The organism is Serratia sp. BNK-10 (genome assembly GCF_047456065.1).
Taxonomy (GTDB): Bacteria; Pseudomonadota; Gammaproteobacteria; order Enterobacterales; family Enterobacteriaceae; genus Serratia; species Serratia ureilytica.
In genome coordinates this window covers 5199460-5222032 of the sequence record NZ_CP179894.1, presented here as the reverse complement: position 1 = coordinate 5222032, position 22573 = coordinate 5199460, and the positions used below count along the sequence as shown (strand labels likewise).

At 59.1% G+C, this 22573-nt stretch carries 21 protein-coding genes and 1 riboswitch; of the genes, 11 read left to right on the top strand and 10 right to left on the bottom strand.

The features are described from left to right. Nucleotides 1–310 precede the first annotated feature (310 nt). Nucleotides 311–1900 carry a bifunctional phosphoribosylaminoimidazolecarboxamide formyltransferase/IMP cyclohydrolase gene (gene purH / locus ACMGG9_RS25005; protein ID WP_108680059.1) on the top strand — a complete coding sequence of 530 codons (1590 nt, stop codon included), beginning with the start codon at nucleotides 311–313 and terminating at the stop codon, nucleotides 1898–1900. Between the two features lie 48 nt (nucleotides 1901–1948). Beyond that, nucleotides 1949–3232 (top strand): phosphoribosylamine--glycine ligase, encoded by a 1284-nt coding sequence (gene purD / locus ACMGG9_RS25000; protein WP_414161799.1) that lies wholly within the window; start codon nucleotides 1949–1951, stop codon nucleotides 3230–3232. A gap of 49 nt (nucleotides 3233–3281) precedes the next feature. Here the strand turns inward: purD and ACMGG9_RS24995 are convergent, their stop codons facing one another. From ACMGG9_RS24995 to nudC, 6 genes are all read right to left on the bottom strand, one after another. Next, nucleotides 3282–3953, bottom strand: coding sequence for a DUF1481 domain-containing protein (locus ACMGG9_RS24995; RefSeq protein ID WP_080273415.1), 672 nt, complete (start codon nucleotides 3951–3953; stop codon nucleotides 3282–3284). Nucleotides 3954–3989: 36 nt separating this feature from the next. After that, nucleotides 3990–4262 carry a nucleoid-associated protein HU-alpha gene (hupA, locus tag ACMGG9_RS24990; RefSeq protein ID WP_004929874.1) on the bottom strand — a complete coding sequence of 91 codons (273 nt, stop codon included), beginning with the start codon at nucleotides 4260–4262 and terminating at the stop codon, nucleotides 3990–3992. A gap of 189 nt (nucleotides 4263–4451) precedes the next feature. Continuing rightward, nucleotides 4452–5042, bottom strand: coding sequence for a YjaG family protein (locus ACMGG9_RS24985; protein ID WP_033644369.1), 591 nt, complete (start codon nucleotides 5040–5042; stop codon nucleotides 4452–4454). A gap of 48 nt (nucleotides 5043–5090) precedes the next feature. Beyond that, nucleotides 5091–5777 (bottom strand): deoxyribonuclease V, encoded by a 687-nt coding sequence (nfi, locus tag ACMGG9_RS24980; RefSeq protein WP_047024910.1) that lies wholly within the window; start codon nucleotides 5775–5777, stop codon nucleotides 5091–5093. Between the two features lie 9 nt (nucleotides 5778–5786). Continuing rightward, on the bottom strand, nucleotides 5787–6851 hold the full coding sequence (gene hemE / locus ACMGG9_RS24975) for a uroporphyrinogen decarboxylase (protein ID WP_033652710.1): 1065 nt from the start codon (nucleotides 6849–6851) through the stop codon (nucleotides 5787–5789). A gap of 38 nt (nucleotides 6852–6889) precedes the next feature. Then, nucleotides 6890–7657, bottom strand: a complete 768-nt coding sequence (gene nudC, locus ACMGG9_RS24970; RefSeq protein WP_033652716.1) for an NAD(+) diphosphatase — start codon at nucleotides 7655–7657, stop codon at nucleotides 6890–6892. Nucleotides 7658–7758: 101 nt separating this feature from the next. On the opposite strand from nudC, the gene ACMGG9_RS24965 reads away from it, so the two are divergent. The 9 genes from ACMGG9_RS24965 (at nucleotide 7759) to ACMGG9_RS24925 (ending at nucleotide 15912) form a co-directional block, all read left to right on the top strand. After that, nucleotides 7759–8262 carry an Rsd/AlgQ family anti-sigma factor gene (locus ACMGG9_RS24965; RefSeq protein ID WP_019456431.1) on the top strand — a complete coding sequence of 168 codons (504 nt, stop codon included), beginning with the start codon at nucleotides 7759–7761 and terminating at the stop codon, nucleotides 8260–8262. A 39-nt stretch (nucleotides 8263–8301) separates the two neighbouring features. Beyond that, nucleotides 8302–8426, top strand: a riboswitch (TPP riboswitch). A 114-nt stretch (nucleotides 8427–8540) separates the two neighbouring features. After that, nucleotides 8541–10484 carry a phosphomethylpyrimidine synthase ThiC gene (gene thiC / locus ACMGG9_RS24960; protein ID WP_033652709.1) on the top strand — a complete coding sequence of 648 codons (1944 nt, stop codon included), beginning with the start codon at nucleotides 8541–8543 and terminating at the stop codon, nucleotides 10482–10484. Further along, a complete protein-coding gene (thiE, locus tag ACMGG9_RS24955) occupies nucleotides 10477–11127 on the top strand; it encodes a thiamine phosphate synthase (RefSeq protein WP_072626854.1) in 651 nt (216 codons plus the stop codon). The genes thiC and thiE overlap by 8 nt, the downstream gene beginning before the upstream one ends. Continuing rightward, nucleotides 11120–11869 carry a HesA/MoeB/ThiF family protein gene (locus ACMGG9_RS24950; protein WP_033652707.1) on the top strand — a complete coding sequence of 250 codons (750 nt, stop codon included), beginning with the start codon at nucleotides 11120–11122 and terminating at the stop codon, nucleotides 11867–11869. Before thiE ends, ACMGG9_RS24950 begins: the two co-directional genes overlap by 8 nt. After that, entirely contained in the window at nucleotides 11866–12066 is a 201-nt protein-coding gene (gene thiS, locus ACMGG9_RS24945) for a sulfur carrier protein ThiS (RefSeq protein WP_123893153.1), read from the top strand. Before ACMGG9_RS24950 ends, thiS begins: the two co-directional genes overlap by 4 nt. Before the next feature lies 1 nt (nucleotide 12067). Continuing rightward, complete coding sequence (locus ACMGG9_RS24940; RefSeq protein ID WP_368927628.1) at nucleotides 12068–12847, top strand: thiazole synthase; 780 nt, start codon at nucleotides 12068–12070, stop codon at nucleotides 12845–12847. Further along, nucleotides 12847–13980 (top strand): 2-iminoacetate synthase ThiH, encoded by a 1134-nt coding sequence (thiH, locus tag ACMGG9_RS24935; protein WP_033644362.1) that lies wholly within the window; start codon nucleotides 12847–12849, stop codon nucleotides 13978–13980. The genes ACMGG9_RS24940 and thiH overlap by 1 nt, the downstream gene beginning before the upstream one ends. Nucleotides 13981–14300: 320 nt before the next feature. Beyond that, a complete protein-coding gene (locus ACMGG9_RS24930) occupies nucleotides 14301–14771 on the top strand; it encodes a thioesterase family protein (protein ID WP_197802337.1) in 471 nt (156 codons plus the stop codon). Between the two features lie 445 nt (nucleotides 14772–15216). Beyond that, nucleotides 15217–15912 carry a response regulator gene (locus ACMGG9_RS24925; protein WP_033644361.1) on the top strand — a complete coding sequence of 232 codons (696 nt, stop codon included), beginning with the start codon at nucleotides 15217–15219 and terminating at the stop codon, nucleotides 15910–15912. Here ACMGG9_RS24925 and ACMGG9_RS24920 read toward each other — a convergent pair. The 4 genes from ACMGG9_RS24920 to rpoC all read right to left on the bottom strand — a co-directional run bounded on the left by ACMGG9_RS24920 (nucleotide 15898) and on the right by rpoC (nucleotide 22476). Continuing rightward, nucleotides 15898–17172: a sensor histidine kinase gene (locus tag ACMGG9_RS24920; protein WP_033644360.1), complete on the bottom strand. Its 1275-nt coding sequence runs from the start codon at nucleotides 17170–17172 to the stop codon at nucleotides 15898–15900. The two genes, ACMGG9_RS24925 and ACMGG9_RS24920, sit on opposite strands and share 15 nt — an antisense overlap. A gap of 1 nt (nucleotide 17173) precedes the next feature. After that, nucleotides 17174–17638 (bottom strand): oxidoreductase, encoded by a 465-nt coding sequence (locus tag ACMGG9_RS24915; protein WP_147881180.1) that lies wholly within the window; start codon nucleotides 17636–17638, stop codon nucleotides 17174–17176. Next, a complete protein-coding gene (locus tag ACMGG9_RS24910) occupies nucleotides 17638–18084 on the bottom strand; it encodes a GNAT family N-acetyltransferase (RefSeq protein ID WP_033652702.1) in 447 nt (148 codons plus the stop codon). The genes ACMGG9_RS24915 and ACMGG9_RS24910 overlap by 1 nt, the downstream gene beginning before the upstream one ends. A 168-nt stretch (nucleotides 18085–18252) precedes the next feature. Then, nucleotides 18253–22476 carry a DNA-directed RNA polymerase subunit beta' gene (gene rpoC / locus ACMGG9_RS24905; RefSeq protein WP_033644357.1) on the bottom strand — a complete coding sequence of 1408 codons (4224 nt, stop codon included), beginning with the start codon at nucleotides 22474–22476 and terminating at the stop codon, nucleotides 18253–18255. Between the last annotated feature and the right edge of the window lie 97 nt (nucleotides 22477–22573).

Here is a 22573-nt window from a genome sequence, read left to right as displayed (position 1 = left end):
CTCGCAGGCCGCAACAGGTATTTTCAGCAAAAACGATCGTTAGCTGCATTCCACAGCAAAACCCCGCTTTATACCCACTTGCACACAGTGTTATCCACAGATGCGATTTGTACGGAAAATTTACGAGCGCCACGCAAACGTTTTCGCTACAATTCCCCGCGACGAAACGATCCCCCTTTTTACGGGGGCGTTACCTGAATTTGTGCCTGTCCCTCCCTTTATAAGGCAGAAAACCGCGCTTTATACAGAGAACGAGGTGGACATTCACGTAACGCTCTTTAATTGCGACTCAAAGCCAAGGGATAAAACCATGCAACAACCTCGTCCAATCCGCCGGGCTCTGCTCAGCGTGTCTGACAAAGCCGGTATCGTTGAATTCGCCGAAGCGCTTTCCCAGCGCGGCGTTGAACTGCTCTCCACCGGCGGCACCGCCCGCCTGCTGGCAGACGCCGGTCTGCCCGTTACCGAAGTTTCCGACTACACCGGCTTCCCGGAGATGATGGACGGACGAGTTAAGACCCTGCACCCGAAAGTTCACGGCGGTATCCTCGGCCGCCGCGGCCAGGACGACGCGGTCATGAATCAGCATGACATCCAGCCTATCGACATGGTGGTCGTCAATCTGTACCCGTTCGCCCAAACCGTAGCGCGCCCGGATTGCTCTCTGGAAGACGCGGTCGAAAATATCGATATCGGCGGCCCGACCATGGTGCGCTCCGCCGCCAAGAACCATAAAGACGTCGCCATCGTGGTGAAGAGCAGCGACTACGCCGCCATCATTACCGAGATGGACAACAACGACGGCTCGCTGCGCTATGCCACCCGCTTCGATCTCGCCATCAAGGCTTTCGAACACACCGCCGCCTACGACAGCATGATCGCCAACTACTTCGGCGCGCTGGTGCCGGCGTACCACGGCGAGACCGAACAGCCGTCCGGCCGATTCCCTCGTACCCTGAACCTCAACTACATCAAGAAGCAGGATATGCGTTACGGTGAGAACAGCCACCAGCAGGCCGCCTTCTATATAGAAGAAGAGGTAAAGGAAGCGTCCGTCGCGACCGCCGAGCAGCTGCAGGGCAAAGCGCTGTCCTATAACAACATCGCCGATACCGACGCCGCGCTGGAATGCGTGAAAGAGTTTGCCGAACCGGCCTGCGTGATCGTCAAGCACGCCAACCCTTGCGGCGTGGCGATCGGCGACGACATCCTCGCCGCCTATGAGCGCGCTTACCAAACCGACCCGACTTCCGCCTTCGGCGGCATCATCGCCTTTAACCGCGAGCTGGACGCCGCCACCGCGCAGGCGATCATCAGCCGCCAGTTCGTGGAAGTGATCATCGCGCCAAACGTCACTCAGGAAGCGCGCTCCCTGCTGGCCGCCAAACAGAACGTGCGCGTGCTGGCCTGCGGCCAGTGGCAGCAACGCGTGGCGGGGCTGGACTTCAAGCGCGTCAACGGCGGGCTGCTGGTACAGGATCGCGATCTCGGCATGGTGACCGCCGCCGATCTGCGCGTGGTATCCGAGCGCCAGCCGACCGAACAGGAACTGCGTGACGCGCTGTTCTGCTGGAAAGTGGCCAAGTTCGTGAAATCCAACGCCATCGTTTATGCGCGTGACAACATGACCATCGGCATAGGCGCCGGCCAGATGAGCCGCGTTTACTCCGCCAAGATCGCCGGCATCAAAGCGGGCGACGAAGGGCTGGAAGTGAAAGGCTCCGCCATGGCCTCCGACGCCTTCTTCCCGTTCCGCGACGGCATCGACGCCGCAGCGGCGGTTGGCATCACCTGCGTGATCCAGCCGGGCGGTTCGATCCGCGACGACGAAGTGATCGCCGCCGCCAACGAACACGGCATTGCGATGATCTTCACCGACATGCGTCACTTCCGCCATTAATTCCTTTTGCCGCGTGCGCTCCGGCGCACGCCATTCGTGGAGCTTCTGATGAACATTTTGATTATCGGCAACGGCGGGCGCGAACACGCGCTGGCCTGGAAAGCCGCCCAGTCTCCGCTGGCGGATAAAGTCTATGTTGCGCCGGGTAATGCCGGCACCGCGCTGGAAGCCAATCTGGAAAACGTGGCGATCGCCGCCACCGACATCCCCGCCCTGGTCGCGTTCGCCCAGAGCCATGACATCGGTTTGACCATCGTCGGGCCGGAAGCCCCGCTGGTGATCGGCGTGGTCGATGCCTTCCAGGCCGCCGGTCTGAAAATCTTCGGCCCATCACAGGCCGCCGCGCAGCTCGAAGGCTCCAAAGCTTTCACTAAGGATTTCCTGGCGCGCCACCGCATCCCGACCGCCGAATATGAAAACTTCACCGAGGTGGAGCCGGCGCTGGCCTATGTGCGCCGCAAAGGCGCGCCGATCGTCATCAAGGCCGATGGCCTGGCGGCCGGTAAAGGCGTGATCGTCGCGATGACGCTGCAGGAAGCGGAAGAGGCGGTGCGCGACATGTTGGCCGGCAACGCCTTCGGCGACGCCGGCCATCGCATCGTGGTGGAAGAGTTCCTTGACGGTGAAGAGGCCAGCTTCATCGTGATGGTCGACGGCGAGAACGTGGTGCCGATGGCCACCAGCCAGGATCACAAGCGCGTCGGCGACGGCGACACCGGCCCGAACACCGGCGGCATGGGCGCCTATTCTCCCGCACCGGTCGTGACCGACGAAATCCACCGGCGCGCCATGGACCAGGTGATCTGGCCGACGGTGCGCGGCATGGCGGCGGAAGGCAACACCTACGTCGGCTTCCTTTACGCCGGCCTGATGATCGCCGCCGACGGCCAGCCGAAGGTGATCGAATTCAACTGTCGTTTCGGCGATCCGGAAACCCAGCCGATCATGCTGCGCCTGCGTTCCGATCTGGTGGAACTGTGCCTGGCGGGAGCCGAAGGCCGCCTGAACGAGAAAACCTCCGACTGGGACGAGCGCCCCGCGCTCGGCGTGGTGCTGGCGGCCGGCGGTTATCCGGGTGATTATCGCAACGGCGAGGTGATCCAGGGGCTGCCGCAACAGGAAAGCGCCGACGGTAAGGTCTTCCATGCCGGCACGCGCCTGCAGGGCAATGACGTCGTCACCAGCGGCGGTCGCGTTCTGTGCGTGACGGCGCTGGGCGACACCGTGGCGCAGGCGCAACAACGCGCCTATCAGCTGGCGGAAGGCATCCAGTGGCCGGGCAGCTTCTGCCGCAAAGATATCGGTTATCGCGCGATTGCGCGCGGCAAGTGATTTGACCTGATAAGGTCATGACAAGAGGCTCCGCAGCGCGGGGCCTTTTTTATAGCTGGTCTTCTTTCGGTTCCCAGCTGCAGAAGTCGTCGTTCGCCACCAGCAGCAGCTCGCTGCCTTCCGGCGCTTCCAACCAGGCGACGCTCACCGGCCGGCTGCTGCTGCGGGCGCGTTTTTCGATCCAGGCGATGGCGGAAGCATCCAACCCGGGTTTTAAGCGCTGCCCGTCGCAGGTTTGCACTTCGCCCTGCAACCAACGCCCCTGCAGCAATTTAACCTTGCCGGCGCGCAGCGCATTGCTGACTTCGAGGATACGTCGCGCCTGATATTGATACAGGGCGATTTCATCGCGGGTCAGCGGTTCGCGGCGTGTCGCCAGCTGGCGCTGCATAAAGCTCACCGTGCCGTCGTCGGCAAAGCGCAGTTGAATGGAATCTCGATCGCCGTCGGCGTCGTTGCGTTTGATTTGGCGCAGCACGTCGCCCTGATAGGTGTACAGCGTGGTGATGGTACCCGGTCCGCGGTAGGGACTATAGACGCTGACCAGCACCTGCGGGCGATGTTGCTCATCGTCTTTACGCCACAGGCGTATCACGCCTTGATCGGCCACAAAGCCGCTGGCGGTAAAGCTGGGAATATCGGAATGGAAACTGCAGGCGCTCAGACCGAGGGCGATGCCGGCGGCCATGAGCACCCGACGAGTAAACAAAAGGGGCGCCATCGCCCCTCTGTTTAATCTTTTCACCGAGGCGCGGTCTTATTTAACAGCGTCTTTCAGTGCTTTGCCAGAAACGAACGCAGGCACGTTGGCTGCTGCGATTTTGATTTCTTTGCCAGTCTGTGGGTTGCGGCCAGTGCGCTCGCTACGATGGTTTACTTTGAAAGTACCGAAGCCAACCAATTGTACTGCATCACCTTCTTTCAGAGACTCAGTAATAGCAGCCAGGGTGGATTCCAGAGCCAGTTTAGCTTGTGCTTTGGAAAGGTCAGCCTTGTCCGCGATTACATCAATCAGTTGAGTCTTGTTCATAAGTTATCCTTACAGTGTGTTTATCGTTTGCAAAGCATCGAGTGCGACGGATATGCCGATTGACAGCACTCTCCTGCATACACGCACCGATAGCCACTTTTTTTACGCCCCCCAAATGTAGACCAGACAGGGTGCGGATGTGAAGCCTTAAGGCATGACAAATCAGGCGTTAAATCACGTTTTGTTGCCTTATTGCGCTAAATTTATCCCGATGTTGCTGACACCGGCCTCTCGCAGGTCGGATCGCAGCCCCTTGATCAGGTCTATATCGCGCTCTTCACAGGCGTCCAACAGGCGGAAAATTTCCCATTGAATGTCCCATTCTTCCTCTACCGCAGGCAAACTTCCCAACTCTTCGTCGGTCATTTCCCTACCGGCTTGAGTCATTTCCAACATCGCCACGGTGCGAATCGATGTTTCGCTGATGGCGATGGCGTGCTCCAGCGTCTCCCCGCCGAGCCGCGAATGGATCAGTTCCCCTAATGCGATACAGGCATCAATTGCCGGGTAAACGCCGTAAAGATCGTAATCTTCCGCCGACGGAATCGCCTCTTCCAACTTCTCGAGCTGGCTGTCGAAGTTGACCTTGGCGTCCTTCACCACCAGCGTTTCCCACACCAAATCCAGAATGCGGCGATAAATCGCCGGATCGCCGAACTCGGTCTGTTTGCAGAACATCTGGTAATTCGGGTACATACGCTCGCACAAACTGGCCATAAAGGTCAAATGTTGCCAAGCCTCGTGCCGTTCCAGACGTAAATGAATCGGGTTACGTAGCATGCTTTACTCTCTTACGCGTTATCTGCGGCGCAGTGTACCCGAAATCGCTCATGGCGACACCTCCGGATGCTGCTGCAACCAACGCTGAAACGCCGGACGGCGCGAAGCGATGGCGTCGGCCCAGCGGGTCGGCTCCGGCAAACGGTAGCCCGCCATACAGCGCTGCACCCACACCAGCGCGCTGTCGGCGCCCACGCGGTGACCGGTAGAGATGAATAGCGGGTTGCAGCGCGCCTTGCTGCGCCATACCCAGCCCAGCTGTTCCCCCTTATCTTCCAACGGCGCCAGCGCGCCGACGGCGGCCTCCAGCGGCGCGAATTTGCCGCACAGGCGCTTCTTGGCCACGCCGATGGTCGGTACATCGACCAGCAGGCCGAAATGGCTGGCGACGCCGAGGCGCCGCGGATGTGAAATACCATGCCCATCGACGAAGATCAGCCCCGGCTTTTGCCGCAGTTGTGCCCAGGCGGCCAACAGCGCCGGATATTCGCGAAACGACAGGAAGCCCGGGATATAAGGCATGACGGTGGCGATGCGCGCCACCTGATATTCCACCAGCTCCAGCGACGGATAGCGCAGTATGGCGATGGCGGCACGCGTCACCGCCCCCTCCTGCTCGAAGCCCACGTCAGCGCCGGCGATGAAGGCCGGCGGTTCGGCCGGCAGATCGTCGTAGCGAATGATTTCAGCAGCGCGCCGCAGCTGTTCGGCGCGCAGGGCCTGCATATCGGTCACATCGAATCCTTAACGGTGGTATTTCGCCGACTGCGCGTGCACCGCCTCGACGAAGGCGCCAGCGTGCTCAGGCGGCACATCCTGATGGATGCCGTGGCCCAGGTTGAACACATGACCGTTGCCGTGGCCAAAACCGGCCAGAATGGTCTCCACCTCTTCCGCGATGCGCGCCGGAGAAGCATAGAGCATCGACGGATCCATATTGCCCTGCAGCGCCACTGTGTCGCCCACGCGACGACGCGCGTCGGCGATATCGGTGGTCCAGTCCAGCCCCAGCGCATCGCAGCCGGTGGCGGCCATCGCCTCCAGCCACTGCCCGCCGCCTTTGGTAAACAGCGTCACCGGCACGCGGCGGCCGTCATTTTCACGCAGCAGGCCATCGACGATCTTGTGCATGTAGTGCAACGAGAACTCGCGGTAATCGCGCCCGGTCAGCACCCCGCCCCAGGTGTCGAACACCATCACCGACTGCGCGCCGGCCTTGATTTGGGCGTTGAGGTACAGGATCACGCTGTCCGCCAGCTTGTCCAGCAACAGGTGCAGCGTGGCCGGTTCGGCATACATCATTTTTTTCAGCTTGGTGAAGGCCTTGCTGCTCCCGCCTTCAACCATATAGGTAGCCAGCGTCCACGGGCTGCCGGAGAAGCCGATCAGCGGCACTTCGCCCTTCAGCTCGCGGCGGATGGTGCGCACCGCGTTCATCACATAGCCCAGCTCCACTTCCGGATCGAACGCCGGCAGTTTGTCGACGTCGGCACGGCAGGTGATAGGTGAGCTGAAACGCGGGCCTTCGCCGGCTTCAAAGTACAGGCCAAGCCCCATGGCGTCGGGAATGGTGAGAATGTCGGAGAACAGAATGGCGGCGTCCAGCGCATAGCGGCGCAGCGGCTGCAGCGTAACCTCACAGGCCAGCTCCGCGTTCTTGCACAGCGACATGAAATCACCGGCCTGGGCGCGGGTCGCCTTGTACTCCGGCAAATAACGACCGGCCTGGCGCATCATCCATACGGGGGTCACATCCACCGGCTGGCGCAACAGCGCGCGCAGGTAGCGATCGTTCTTCAACTCAGTCATTTATGGGGCTCCCTTAATAATCTGCCGGCCATTGTACATTATTCTTCCCGGCACAGCGCCACGGTGTCCTCAATCAACCGGCGCGCCACGGTACCGGGCGGCGGCAACAGCGGCAGTTGGTCGTAGCGATACCAGCCTGCGTTAAGCAGCTCCTTGGGATCGTGACGAAGGTCGCCCTGATGGTAATCGGCCATAAAGGCCATCATCAGCGAGTGTGGGAACGGCCAGGGTTGTGAAGTGACGTAGCGCAGGTTCTTGATTTCGATATTGCTCTCTTCCATCACTTCGCGCGCCACCGCCTGCTCCAGCGTTTCGCCCACTTCGACGAAACCGGCCAGCACCGTGTGGATACCGCCGCGATGGCGCACGTGCTGCGCCAGCAGGATCTGATCGTCGCGCCGAATGGCGACGATCACGCAGGGCGCAATCTGCGGGTAGTACCGTTCTTTGCAGTGGCCGCAGAGGCAGGCGCTTTCGGTGCGGCTGAGATGCATCTCATGGCCGCAGTAGCCGCAATAGCGATGGGAGCGGTAGAAATCCGCCAGCTGCACGCCGCGCCCGGCAAGCTGGAACAGACCGCGATCCTGATCCAACAGCTGACGCACCGATCCCATCTCCCGCGGCATCGCCTGGCGCACCAGCCAGACCGGCGCGCCCTCCCACTCACCGATGACGCGCGCCATGTGGCCCTGCAGCCCGAGGGCGGCGGCCGTCCCCGACGGCAATTCACCGTTCGGTAACCAAAGTTTGCTTTCATGGCTGACGATCCACCAGCCGTTTTCATTGCCCGTTAATGCAAGTTCCATATCGTTGTTGCACAACCTCAGCTTCACTGGCACTCTACAAATCGGCTTTGTTACATTTTAATAACTTACCGGTTACTTTTGTTACTTACACGGAGTCAAACATGCTCAACCGTTTGGAAAGGCTGACTCAGCGCGTTGGCGGTAGTAATGAATTAGTTGATCAATGGCTTCAGGCCCGCAAGCAGTTGCTGGTCGCCTACTGCACGCTGGTAGGCCTCAAACCGAATAAAGAAAAGCATACGCCGCTGAATGAAAAAGCGCTGGAGAACTTTTGCCATAACCTGGTGGATTACCTCTCAGCAGGGCATTTTCATATCTATGACAGAATTATCAAACAAGTGGAAGGCGCAGCCAGTCCGAAAATGTCGCTGGCGGTGAACATCTACCCCAAGCTATGGGCCAATACCGAACAGATCATGGCGTTCCACGATCGCTATACCGAAGTGGATATCGATCAGGAGGTCTGTCTGGAATTCCATCAGGCCTTGTCGGATATCGGCGAAACGCTGGCGGCGCGCTTTGCGCTGGAAGATAAGCTGATCCTGTTGGAAGCGGAGGCCGCGCAGCAACCGCTGCCGGACCAGGCGCTGGATCCGGCGCGTTAAAATTTTATAGTTTTTTTTCTTATCCCTCCTATACTGGGGGGCATCTTGTCGGAGTGCCTAGCGCCTGATTTGTTCATCGAATCAGCCAGGCTGAGACCGTTAATTCGGGATCCGCGGAACCTGATCGGGTTAATACCCGCGAAGGGAACAAGAGTAATCTATCGCCACAGGCACGGCCTTCCCCTTGCGGGCGCCCAGCCTTATCGGCCACCATCATTACTCCCTCCGAGCTCCAGACAAGCAACTTTCCCAACCCAACACACTGGTAGGAACTTGCTATGTCTAACGTTAATCCACCGCGCGCCCGTAAAGCGCAACGCGAAGCCGCCCAGCAGTTTATCGACACGCTGCAAGGCATGGCTTTCCCAAACTCACGCCGCATCTACCTGCAGGGCTCGCGCCGCGATATCCAGGTGCCGATGCGCGAAATTCAGCTCAGCCCGACCCTGGTCGGCGGCAGCAAAGATAGCCCGCAGTATGAACAGAACGAGGCGATCCCGGTATATGACACCGCGGGCCCGTACGGCGATCCACAGGCCGAGCTCGATGTGCACGCCGGCCTGGCCAAGCTGCGCGCCGGCTGGATCGACGCGCGCGGCGATACCGCGACCCTGAGCGGCGCCAGTTCCGGCTTCACCCAACAGCGTCTGGCGGACGAGGGGCTGGATCACCTGCGCTTCGAACATCTGCCGCTGCCGCGCAAGGCGTTGCCGGACAAGTGCGTGACCCAACTGCACTATGCCCGCGCCGGCATCGTCACCCCGGAGATGGAGTTCATCGCCATCCGTGAAAACATGGGGCGCGAACGCATTCGCGGCGAGGTGCTGCGCCACCAGCATCCGGGCCAGGGCTGGGGCGCCAACCTGCCGGACAACATCACGCCGGAGTTCGTGCGCCAGGAAGTGGCCGCCGGCCGCGCCATCATCCCCGCCAACATCAATCACCCGGAGGCGGAGCCGATGATCATCGGCCGCAATTTCCTGGTGAAGGTGAACGCCAATATCGGCAACTCGGCGGTCACGTCGTCGATCGAAGAAGAGGTGGAGAAGCTGGTGTGGGCCACCCGCTGGGGCGCAGACACCGTGATGGATCTCTCCACCGGCCGCTACATTCACGAAACCCGCGAGTGGATCCTGCGCAACAGCCCGGTGCCCATCGGCACCGTGCCAATCTACCAGGCGCTGGAGAAGGTCAACGGCGTGGCGGAAAACCTCACCTGGGAGATGTTCCGCGATACGCTGCTGGAACAGGCTGAACAAGGGGTCGATTACTTCACCATCCACGCCGGCGTGCTGCTGCGCTACGTGCCGATGACCGCCAAACGCCTGACCGGCATCGTGTCGCGCGGCGGCTCGATCATGGCCAAATGGTGTCTGTCGCACCATCAGGAAAACTTCCTCTATCAGCACTTCCGTGAAATCTGCGAGATCTGCGCCGCCTACGACGTTTCACTGTCGCTCGGCGACGGCCTGCGCCCCGGCTCGATTCAGGACGCCAACGACGAGGCCCAGTTCGCCGAGCTGCATACGCTGGGCGAGCTGACCAAAATCGCCTGGGAATACGACGTACAGGTGATGATTGAAGGCCCGGGCCACGTGCCGATGCAGATGATCCGCCGCAACATGACCGAAGAGCTGGAACATTGCCACGAAGCACCGTTCTACACCCTTGGCCCGCTGACCACCGATATCGCCCCGGGCTATGACCATTTCACCTCCGGCATCGGCGCGGCGATGATTGGCTGGTTCGGCTGCGCCATGCTGTGTTACGTCACGCCGAAAGAGCACCTCGGCCTGCCGAATAAAGAGGACGTCAAACAGGGCCTGATCACCTACAAGATCGCCGCCCACGCCGCCGATCTGGCCAAAGGCCATCCGGGCGCGCAAATTCGCGATAACGCCATGTCCAAGGCGCGTTTCGAGTTCCGCTGGGAAGATCAGTTCAATCTGGCGCTCGATCCGGCCACCGCGCGCGCTTATCACGACGAAACCCTGCCGCAGGAGTCCGGCAAGATCGCTCACTTCTGCTCGATGTGCGGACCGAAATTCTGCTCGATGAAGATTTCACAAGAGGTGCGCGACTACGCCGCCGCCCAAGAGGCCGCCAAACCGATCGAGGTGCAGCTGACCGGCATGGAGAAAATGTCCGCCGAGTTCCGCGCCCGCGGCAGCGAGCTGTATCACAGCGCCGGCAACCTGCAGGAGGAGACGAGCAATGACTGATATCACGACGCCCTTCCCGGCGACGCCCCACAAACTGGGGCTTTACCCGGTCGTCGACAGCGTGGCGTGGATCGCTCGCCTGCTGGAGGCCGGCGTTACCACGATCCAGCTGCGCATCAAGGATCTGCCGGACGAGCAGGTCGAAGAGGATATCGCCGCCGCCATCACGCTGGGTCGGCGTTATCAGGCGCGGCTGTTCATCAACGATTACTGGCGGCTGGCGATCAGGCACGGCGCCTACGGCGTGCATCTGGGCCAGGAAGATCTCGATACCACCGATCTGGCGGCTATTCACCGCGCCGGGCTGCGGCTCGGCGTTTCCACCCATGACGATGCCGAGCTGGCGCGCGCGCTGGCGGTGAAACCCTCCTACATCGCGCTGGGGCACATCTTCCCCACCCAAACCAAAGACATGCCTTCGGCGCCGCAGGGGCTGGCGGAGTTAAAACGCCACATCGCCGGTTTGGCGGATTACCCGACGGTGGCGATCGGCGGGATCAGTATCGATCGCGTACCGGCGGTGCTGGCGTGCGGCGTCGGCAGCGTGGCGGTGGTCAGCGCCATCACCCAGGCGCCGGACTGGCGCGCGGCGACGGCCGAACTGCTGCGGCTGATCGAAGGTAAGGAGCCGAACGATGCTTAACGATCGGGAGTTCCTGCGCTACAGCCGCCAGCTGCTGCTGGAGGATGTCGGCCCGGAAGGTCAGGAAAAACTCAAGCGCGCCACGGTGCTGATCGTCGGCCTGGGGGGGCTGGGGTCCCCGGCTTCGCTGTATCTGGCCGCCGCCGGGGTCGGCACGCTGCTGCTGGCCGACGACGACACGCTGCACGTCACCAACCTGCAGCGGCAAATCCTGTACCGCAGCGCCGATACCGCCACCGGCAAAGCGGCGCTGGCGCAACGCCATCTGCAGGCGTTGAACCCGTTGGTGGAGTCCATCCCGCTGGCGCAGCGGCTGCAAGGGCAAGCGCTGCGCGACGCGGTCGCCCGCGCCGATCTGGTGCTGGACTGCTGCGACAACATGGCGACCCGCCATGAGGTCAACGCCGCCTGCATCGCCGCCGCCAAGCCGCTGATCAGCGGCAGCGCAGTGGGTTTCAGCGGCCAGTTGCTGGTGCTCGAGCCGCCCTATGCGCACGGCTGCTACGCCTGCCTGTACCCGGAGCAGGAAGAACCGCAGCGCAACTGCCGCACCGCCGGGGTGCTCGGCCCGGTGGTGGGCGTGATCGGCACTCTGCAAGCGCTGGAGGCCATCAAGATGCTGGCCGGCATGCCTTCCTCCCTCAGCGGCAAGCTGCGGCTGTTCGACGGCAAGCAGCAAAGCTGGAGCACGCTGCAGCTGAGCCGGGCCCGCGCCTGCCCGGTCTGCGGAGGCGCCGCATGAAGATCCGTCTGAACGACCAACCGCTGGAGCTGGCGCAGCCGCTCAGCGTCGCCGCCCTGCTGATCCAGCTGGAACGCCACCAGCCGGGCACCGCGCTGGCGATCAACCAAACCATTATCCCACGCGCCGACTGGGCCGACCATCAGGTGCAGGACGGTGACGACATTTTGCTGTTTCAAGCGATCGCCGGAGGCTGACATGCTGAAAATCGCCGATACCACTTTTACCTCGCGCCTGTTCACCGGCACCGGCAAGTTCGCCACCCCGGCGCTGATGTTGGAGGCGCTGGCGGCCTCCGGCTCACAGCTGGTGACCATGGCCATGAAGCGCGTCGATCTGCGCGGCGGCAACGACGCCATTTTGGCGCCGCTGCAACAGTTGGGCGTCAGGCTGTTGCCCAATACCTCCGGCGCCAAAACGGCCGCCGAAGCGGTGTTCGCCGCCCGACTGGCGCGCGAAGCGCTCGGCACCCACTGGGTGAAGCTGGAGATCCATCCCGATGTGAAATACCTGCTGCCGGATCCGATAGAAACGCTGAAGGCGGCGGAAACGCTGGTGAAAGACGGTTTTGTGGTGCTGCCCTACTGCGGCGCCGATCCGGTGCTGTGCAAACGGCTGGAAGAAGTGGGATGCGCAGCGGTGATGCCGCTCGGCGCCCCTATCGGCTCCAACCGCGGGCTGCGCACCCGTGACTTCCTCGAAATCATCATCGAGCAAGCTAGGGTGCCGGTGGTGGTAGACGCCGGCATCGGCGCGCCAAGCCACGCGCTGGAAGCGATGGAGCTGGGCGCCGACGCGGTGCTGGTGAATACCGCCATCGCCGTGGCGCGCGATCCGGTGCAGATGGCGCGGGCATTTCGCCTGGCGCTGGAGGCCGGCGAGCTGGCACGCAGCGCCGGATTAGGCTCCAGCCAGCGCGGCGCGGTCGCGTCCAGCCCGCTGACCGCTTTTCTCAGCCAGCCAGAGGAGGCGCAGTGATGACCGACGATTTCAGTAGCCGCTGGCAACAGCTGGACTGGGACGACATTACGCTGCGCATCAACGGCAAAACGGCGCGCGACGTGGAACGCGCATTGAACGCCGACAAGCTGACGCGCGACGACTTTATGGCGCTGATCTCCCCCGCGGCCGCGCCGTATCTGGAACCGTTGGCGCAACGCGCGCAGTTGCTGACCCGTCAGCGGTTCGGCAACGTCGTCAGCTTCTATGTGCCGCTGTACCTGTCCAACCTGTGCGCCAACGACTGCACCTACTGCGGCTTTTCGATGAGCAACCGCATCAAGCGCAAAACGCTGGATGCGGCGGAGATTGCGCGCGAGTGCGAAGCCATCAAGGCGCTGGGGTTCGAACATCTGTTGCTGGTCACCGGCGAACATCAGACCAAGGTCGGCATGGACTATTTCCGCCAGCACATTCCGGCGATCCGCCGCCACTTCAGCTCGCTGATGATGGAAGTGCAGCCGCTGGCGCAGGAGGAATACGCCGAACTGAAAACGCTGGGCCTGGACGGCGTGCTGGTGTACCAGGAAACCTACCATCCGGCCACCTATCTGCAGCACCACCTGCGCGGCCAGAAGCAGGATTTCCATTGGCGCCTGGCCACGCCGGATCGCCTGGGGCGCGCCGGGATCGACAAGATCGGCCTCGGCGCGTTAATCGGCCTGTCCCACAGCTGGCGAACCGACTGTTATCTGCTGGCGGAACACCTGTTCTACCTGCAGCAAACCTATTGGCAGAGCCGCTACTCGATCTCGTTCCCACGCCTGCGCCCCTGCGCCGGCGGCATTGAGCCCGCGTCTATCATGAGTGAGCCTCAGCTGGTGCAGCTGATCTGCGCCTTCCGGCTGTTCGCGCCGGACGTTGAGCTGTCGCTGTCTACCCGGGAGTCGCCGTACTTCCGCGATCATATGATCCCGGTGGCGATCAATAGCGTCAGCGCGGGATCCAAGACGCAACCCGGCGGCTATGCCGACGACGTACCGCCTGAGCTGGAACAGTTCGAGCCGCACGACGGCCGCACGCCGCAGCAGGTCGCCGAGGCCATCAGCAACGCCGGGCTGCAGCCGGTGTGGAAAGACTGGGACGATTATCTGGGACGCAGCGCGCAATAAGCGGCAACGTTTACCGCCGTGCGAAGAAAACGCTGGAGCGGCCGCGCAATGCCGAACGGTGGCGCTGGCGCCGGCAGGCCCGCCGATTATAGTGACGTTGCCGACCGCCAAACCCGGCGCCGGCCGGGGCCGTCTCCCTCTCGATGGCCCCGCCTTATCCAACCCCGGATCGCGCACAGACGCTCTTGCGCGACTCCGGGCTCCCTCGGGCCCCTGCCATCACGCAAAATGGCGTCATGCGTTTTGACAAAACAAACTGGTTTGACCACAGTTAAAATCTGACCACCTTACTGATCTGACAATCCGGCGGAATACTGACCATGAACCTCTACCTGCGTTTGATCTGGATCTTGCTCTCTTCACTGTGGAAACCGCGCATGTCGATGGATGCGCTGACCAACCAACTGGCGACCCGCGTCTGGCTGAATGACATCGATATCAACTTGCACATGAACAATGGCCGCTATATGACGGTATGCGACCTGAACCGGGTCGATCTGTTTATTCGCACCGGCCTGCTGGCGCTAATGCTCAAACGACGCTGGTCACCGATCGTCAGTCAACATACGATGGACTATAAAAAAGCGCTGCGGCCGTTCCAACGCTATCGGGTCAGCATGACAATTACCCATTGGGACGAACGCTACTTCTATGCGACGCATACGTTCAGCATCGGCGAACGAATCGTCGCGCAGGGTACTTCGCAAGCAGTGATTTTGGGGCAGGAAGGCGTGGTTACGCCCGAGGTGGTGGTAGAAAGCGTTCGACAATATCAGCAGGCCCGAACATGACAGCGAGCCATTTTCGAAAAAGTGCCGGTCATCTTCAGTACTGCCAATGGCCCTGGTGTTGGCCGTCGCGTTTTTTGCCGCCTGCTCCCTGCTTACAGACAAGAGCAGGCGGTTTATTTTGTGAGACTGGCAACCCCCCCAGGACGCGAATCACACAGTATGTGCGCTAATTAACCATACAAACGATTAAATGTGAATGTCTTTTGAGTGTTTTTTTATTTGATATCGAGTGTATTCTGAGTTTGCCAAGGAAAATCAAACTGATATCACCGCAACCTCCGGGGCATCATCTATAATCCAGCACGGGTCCTCGCGCAGATTTGCCACGCTCGCGGTCAACATCAAAAAAGCCAAGGTTGTCATGAAGAAAACGCCAAATTACATCGATGCAATCAGCGCGTTGCTCACTCTTAAAGGGGTTGGCGACAGAAAACATGCCTCCACGATGGCCAACATACTGAACCTTCAGTACAACAGCGCCAAGCAGAAGCTGGATGGTAAAAGGGGCATCACCCTCGACGAAGTCAGAAAGGTGTTTCAGTACTTCAACGAGCCATTCGCCGGCCAAAGAACGCATAACGGCGTTTTTATCATGAACAGCATTCACAAACGCTGTAAGGTTGAAGTCGACGAACACCCGGTGACACAGCTGGACGACGACGAAACCTACGCCTACAAAAAAGATGACCTTTTCATCATCAATACCAGCCGGGATACGCAGGCCGACGTACCGCTGTACAGAGTCAACAAGATAGACTTTCTGCCGGCGCCGCGCATCGCGATCCTGGACAACGACAGCGATATCCTCGAGCTGTTGAAGAAAATCGCCTGCCGCTACGGCATTGAGACCGAGACCTTTCAAACGGCGGATGCCATGCTGGCCGCACTTGAGCAACAGTCCTTTGAGGCGTTTATTCTGGACTGGCTGTTGGACTTCGGCGAAACCTCAGAACGCGTCGTGAAGAAAATAAAGGACACCCTCGATCCGCACGCGCGCATCATCATTCTGACCGGCCAGCTGAATCACTATGAGAAGAATATCGGCGATATGATCCTGCACTATGACGTGCACCTGGTGGAAAAACCGACCAAACCGCTGATTATCTCCTCACTGCTGCTGTCGAATTTATTCTTTAATTAGTTTGACCGGAATGCGGATGAAAAACGATGAACCAACGCCTTCGGTGGATTTGACTCTGATGGCGCCTTTCAGCGTCGTCACATAATTCTTGATAATGGTCAGCCCCAGCCCCAGTCCCTGCCGCGTTTCCCTTTCTACTCCCTGATTGAACGCCTTGTACAACCGTTCCAGATTATTAACGTTAAATCCGATGCCGTTGTCTTTTACCCATAAATACAGATTGCCATGGCACACCTTCACGTTGAGGATGATCGCGCCGTGGTGGGTAAATTTGTCCGCGTTGCTGAGCAGATTGGCCAATATTCGGTAGAGCTTGTATTTGTCGGAGCAAATCAAACCAACATAGGATGAACGACGCACCACGATACGATTACCGCGCCCAGCGCTGATACTGGTCATGGCATCGTCCACCACCTCATGCAGCCGAAAGGTGGAAATATTGACGTTAACCTCCCCCATTTCAAACCGCGAATAATCCATCACCTCGCGCGTTTGTTCGGCGATCTTGTTGCCGTGGTAGGAGATCAGGCGGGCCTCCTTTTTGAGCTCTTCCTGCGCCAGCTCGTGCTCCATGATATCCGCGGCGATGACGATGGCCTGCGTCGAACCGGCGATTTCATGGTAGATGGATGAGATAAAGATGTTCTTGTTCTTGATGATCTCTTTTAACGAGAAGGCATTTCTCACCACCAGGAACATCATCAGGAACACCAAAATCAGCGATAAGACGGCGAACATCTCGGCTTTTCTCGAATTATCCTGGATGATGCCTTTAACCTCGGTGAAGTTTTTAATTTGTATCCGATAAATAATCTCCTGAATATCGACCAACGTACCCTCGATGTCATCCATATAAGCGAGGATATCTGCCTTGCTTTTCCGCCCTGCCAGCAAACCGACGGAAAGATCGCCCAGCGTTCGGTACTGTTGCTTCAGCAGAGCGACGTTCTTGATAAATTCGTCGTCGTAATAGAAAGAGTCGCTGAAGGTGGAGCGGCTCTCCAGGATTTGGATCTTCGAGTAAAATATTTTCTTTTTGATCAGGAAAGCGTCGTAGTCGTCGTTTTCACTGAGCAGCAGCGCAGTTTTGGTTCTTTCAAACGCCAGAAACAGGATCTCGGCCACCGAGTAGTTATCCAGATTGGGTTCGATCTGCTTATAGCGCTCTTTTACGCCACCGAAGTTAATGGCAATCAGCAAAATTAATAAGGAGAAGATGGCAACCAACGCGATAAGAGTACCGATCAGTTTCTTGCTCATCTCATTTAATCTCCAGCCGTTTGACTTGCCAGACGGTTTTCGCGTTCACGTCCAGGTTATTCAGCTCGGGGTATTGATCGCGCGGATAGATAATAGCGAATGGCCCCAGCTCCCCCACGTCGATCGGCTTACCGCCGCGCAGATAGGCGACAATCACGCGATATTTAATCATCTCGTCAATCGGCATCGAATAGGAATAGTCGTCCCACGCGAAGGCGCGCACCGATTTCCCTTGCAGATGGTACGCTTTCACCAGCTCCGAAAACTCAACGCCGGTGAACGCCTCTTCCGGGGTAAAATTGGTCGAGGTTTTAATCGTGTGCGACGGCATCGCCTCCAGCATCTGTCGGGTGACCTTGATCTTCTCGCCGTCCGCCGGCTTCAGGTAAAAAGAGTCAACGGCCGCGTACAGCGGTGCGCTGAACAGCGAAAGCAGCAGTAACGCCATCAATCCTTTGATTTTCATTATTCACCCTCTTTGCGTTTCACCAGCTCCGCCTGACCGAACTCATCCCGCCCGATCACATCCCAACCGTGATGTTGATAAAAACCTTCGGCTTTAGAGCCGGGATCGGTGGTTAAGTGAATGGCTTCGGCGCCGTGCTCAAACATCCAGGCAGTGACGCGCGCCAGCAAGGCAGAACCCATTCCCATTGATTGGTATTCCGGCTTCACGAACAGTCCGCCGATCAACGGTTCGGGGATGAACAACCCGAATCCAACGCCGGCATAGTCCTCGCCATACTTGCAGATCCAGCCACCGCCCTGGTTGATGTCTTCCAGCGCCTGCTTGCGCTGCAGATACTGGATCTGATGCGGATGCAGCAGGTTCTCTTCGACGGAAAAGCGGATCTCATACAGGTAAGGCAGGTGTTTCGCCGTCAGTTTTTCGAAGGTAATGAGGCTGTCCATGTTTCGTACTGTCCTTGGTTGTCAGGTAAAAAGCGCCGGTCAATTTCTGCTGTAACCATAGTAGCAAAGTTTGTCATAACCCGGCGCGAGGCGAAAAAAAACCGCCCCCGAGGGAGCGGTTTATCTGGCGATGGGCCCGGCGTAGCGGGCCCACGGCGCGGATGACGATTACTCGTCGTCGCTGCCGCCCAGACCTGCGTTGAGCAGTTCGGCCAGGTTCGCGGTCGCTTCTTCCGCGCTGACTTGCGGAACAACCGGCGCTTCGCCCTGAGCACGACGACGCATGCGATCCTGATGATAAGCGTAACCGGTACCGGCTGGGATCAGACGGCCCACGATGACGTTCTCTTTCAGGCCACGCAGTTCGTCGCGCTTGCCGGCTACGGCAGCTTCGGTCAGAACGCGCGTCGTTTCCTGGAACGATGCGGCGGAGATGAAGGACTCGGTCGCCAAGGAAGCCTTGGTGATACCCAGCAGATCGCGCGAGAAGGTTGCCGGGATCTTACCTTCAGCTTCCAGCTGACGGTTGGCAATCTTGACGCGAGACACTTCAGCCTGCTCGCCTTCCAGGAACTCGGAGCCACCAGCGCTAACGATAGTGCCTTTACGCAGCATCTGACGAACGATAACTTCGATGTGCTTATCGTTAATCTTAACGCCTTGCAGACGGTAAACTTCCTGCACTTCGTTGGTGATGTAGCGGGTAACCGCATGCACGCCACGCAGACGCAGAATGTCGTGCGGAGACTCTGGGCCGTCGGAGACGACGTCGCCACGTTCCACCACTTCGCCTTCGAACACGTTGAGCTGACGCCATTTCGGAATCATCTCTTCGTAAGCGTCGCTGCCGTCCAGCGGAGAGATCACCAGGCGACGTTTGCCTTTGGTCTCTTTACCGAACGAGATAATCCCGCTGATTTCAGCCAGGATTGCCGGCTCTTTCGGACGACGCGCTTCGAACAGGTCGGCAACGCGCGGCAGACCACCAGTAATATCCTTGGTACCGCCGGATTCCTGAGGAATACGCGCCAGGGTATCACCCGCACCGATCTGAATGCCGTCTTCCAGCTGAACGATCGCTTTGCCCGGCAGGAAGTATTGAGCAGGCATATCAGTACCTGGGATCAATACGTCTTCGCCCTTAGCGTCAACGATTTTCAGTGCCGGACGCAGGTCTTTACCGCTACCGGTACGCTCTGCGCTGTCCAGGACAACCAGAGAAGACAAACCGGTCAGTTCGTCGGTCTGACGAGTAATCGTCTGGCCGTCGACCATGTCGGCGAAGCGAATGAAGCCGCTGACTTCACTGATGACCGGCATGGTATGCGGATCCCAGTTAGCAACGGTTTCGCCGCCGTTAACTTCTTCACCGTCGCCTTTGCCCATCACGGCGCCGTAAGGCACCTTGTAGCTTTCTTTGGTACGGCCGAATTCGTCGATCAGTTTCAGTTCGGTGTTACGCGAGGTGATCACCAGCTTGCCTGCGGCGTTCATAACGAACTTCGCGTTGCTCAGCTTGATGCTACCCTTGTTTTTCACCTGAATGCTGGATTCAGCAGCCGCACGAGATGCCGCACCACCGATGTGGAACGTACGCATCGTCAGCTGTGTACCCGGCTCACCGATGGACTGTGCCGCGATAACGCCGATGGCTTCACCTTTGTTGATGATGTGGCCACGTGCCAGGTCGCGACCGTAGCAGTTTGCACACACACCGAAGTCGGTTTCACAGCTCACCACGGAACGAACTTTAACGCTGTCGACAGAGTTCTCTTCCAACAGGTCACACGCCTTCTCGTTCAGCAGGGTGTTGCGCGGCACCAGAATGTCCGCCGTACCCGGCTTGAGGACGTCTTCTGCCGTCACACGGCCCAGAACGCGTTCACGCAGCGGCTCTTTCACGTCGCCACCTTCGATAACCGGAGTCATCAGGATGCCATCGTGGGTGCCACAGTCGTCTTCGGTCACCACCAGGTCCTGCGCCACGTCAACCAGACGACGGGTCAGATAACCGGAGTTCGCGGTTTTCAGTGCGGTATCCGCCAGACCTTTACGAGCACCGTGAGTGGAGATGAAGTACTGGAGTACGTTCAGACCTTCACGGAAGTTCGCGGTGATTGGCGTTTCGATGATGGAGCCGTCCGGCTTCGCCATCAGACCACGCATACCGGCCAGCTGACGAATCTGAGCGGCGGAACCACGCGCACCGGAGTCGGCCATCATAAAGATGCTGTTGAAGGAAACTTGCTGTTCCACTTCGCCGTCACGGTTAACCACGTCTTCTACCGACAGGTTTTCCATCATCGCTTTCGCAACGCGTTCGTTCGCGGCAGCCCAGATATCGATCACTTTGTTGTAGCGTTCGCCGGCGGTCACCAGACCAGACTGGAACTGCTCCTGGATCTCGGCAACTTCGGTTTCCGCTTCTTCGATGATCTCCGCCTTCTTGGCCGGGATAACCATGTCGTCGATACCTACGGAAGCGCCGGAACGGGCTGCGTAAGCAAAGCCGGTGTACATGATCTGGTCAGCAAAGATAACGGTCGGCTTCAGGCCCAGGATGCGGTAACAGGTGTTCAGCATCTTGGAGATCGCTTTCTTGCCCAAAGGCTGGTTAACGATCGCGTACGGCAGACCTTTCGGGACGATCATCCACAGGATGGCGCGGCCGATGGTGGTATCGATGATGCTGGTCTGAGAGGTCCACTCGCCTTCGGCGTTCTTGACGTCTTCGGTGATACGCACTTTAACGCGCGCATGCAGCGACGCCAGGCCGGCGCGGTAAACACGCTCAGCTTCTTTGGAACCGTTCAGCACCATGCCTTCGCCTTTGGCGTTAACACAGTCGCGGGTCATGTAGTACAGACCCAGTACAACGTCCTGAGAAGGAACGATGATTGGCTCGCCGTTCGCTGGGGACAGGATGTTGTTGGTGGACATCATCAGCGCACGCGCTTCCAGCTGGGCTTCCAGCGTCAGCGGTACGTGAACGGCCATCTGGTCACCATCGAAGTCGGCGTTATATGCCGCACAAACCAGCGGGTGCAGCTGGATCGCTTTACCTTCGATCAGAACCGGTTCAAACGCCTGGATACCCAAACGGTGCAGGGTTGGTGCACGGTTCAGCAGTACCGGGTGTTCGCGAATCACTTCGTCCAGGATATCCCAAACGACGGCTTCTTCACGCTCAACCATTTTCTTGGCGGCTTTGATGGTGGTGGCCAGGCCACGCAGCTCCAATTTGCCGTAGATGAACGGTTTGAACAGCTCCAACGCCATCTTCTTAGGCAGACCGCACTGATGCAGACGCAGGTATGGACCTACGGTGATAACGGAACGGCCTGAGTAGTCAACGCGTTTACCGAGCAGGTTCTGACGGAAACGACCCTGCTTACCTTTGATCATGTCGGCCAAAGATTTCAGAGGGCGTTTGTTGGAACCGGTGATCGCACGACCGCGACGGCCGTTATCCAGCAGGGCGTCTACCGCTTCTTGCAGCATACGCTTTTCGTTGCGCACGATGATGTCCGGCGCAGCCAGATCCAACAGGCGTTTCAGACGGTTGTTACGGTTGATCACGCGGCGATACAGATCGTTCAGATCCGACGTCGCGAAACGACCGCCATCCAGCGGAACCAGCGGGCGCAGATCCGGCGGCAGTACCGGCAGCACGGTCAGGATCATCCACTCCGGCTTGTTACCGGACTGTACGAACGCTTCCAGCAGCTTGATACGCTTGGTTAGCTTCTTGCGCTTGGTTTCGGAGTTGGTTTCGTTCAGCTCTTCACGCAGCTGCTCGCACTCGGCTTCCAGATCCATGTTTTTCAACAGGGCCTGAATGGCTTCCGCACCCATCTTGGCGTCGAATTCGTCACCGAACTCTTCCAGCGCGTCCAGATACTGCTCTTCAGTCAGGATCTGACGACGCTCGAGGTTGGTCATACCGCCTTCGACCACCACATAGGATTCGAAGTACAGTACGCGTTCGATGTCACGCAGCGGCATATCCAGCAGCAAACCGATGCGGGATGGCAGCGATTTCAGGAACCAGATGTGCGCAGTCGGGGAAGCCAGCTCGATGTGGCCCATGCGCTCACGACGCACTTTGGTCTGGGTCACTTCAACGCCGCACTTCTCACAGATCACGCCGCGGTGTTTCAAGCGCTTGTACTTACCGCACAGGCACTCGTAATCTTTTACCGGCCCGAAGATACGGGCGCAGAAAAGGCCGTCACGCTCTGGTTTGAACGTACGGTAGTTAATGGTTTCCGGCTTCTTAACTTCACCGAACGACCACGAACGGATCATGTCTGGCGAGGCCAGAGCAATCTTGATCGCATCAAACTCTTCGGTCTTAGTTTGCGCTTTCAGAAACTTCAATAAGTCTTTCACGGATTGGCTCCTGTCGGAGTTAAACCTGTTGGGCACCCACAACCGCAGTAGGTACCCGTGTGACCTGAACAACCACCCTCAGGCTCCCTTAGGCGGG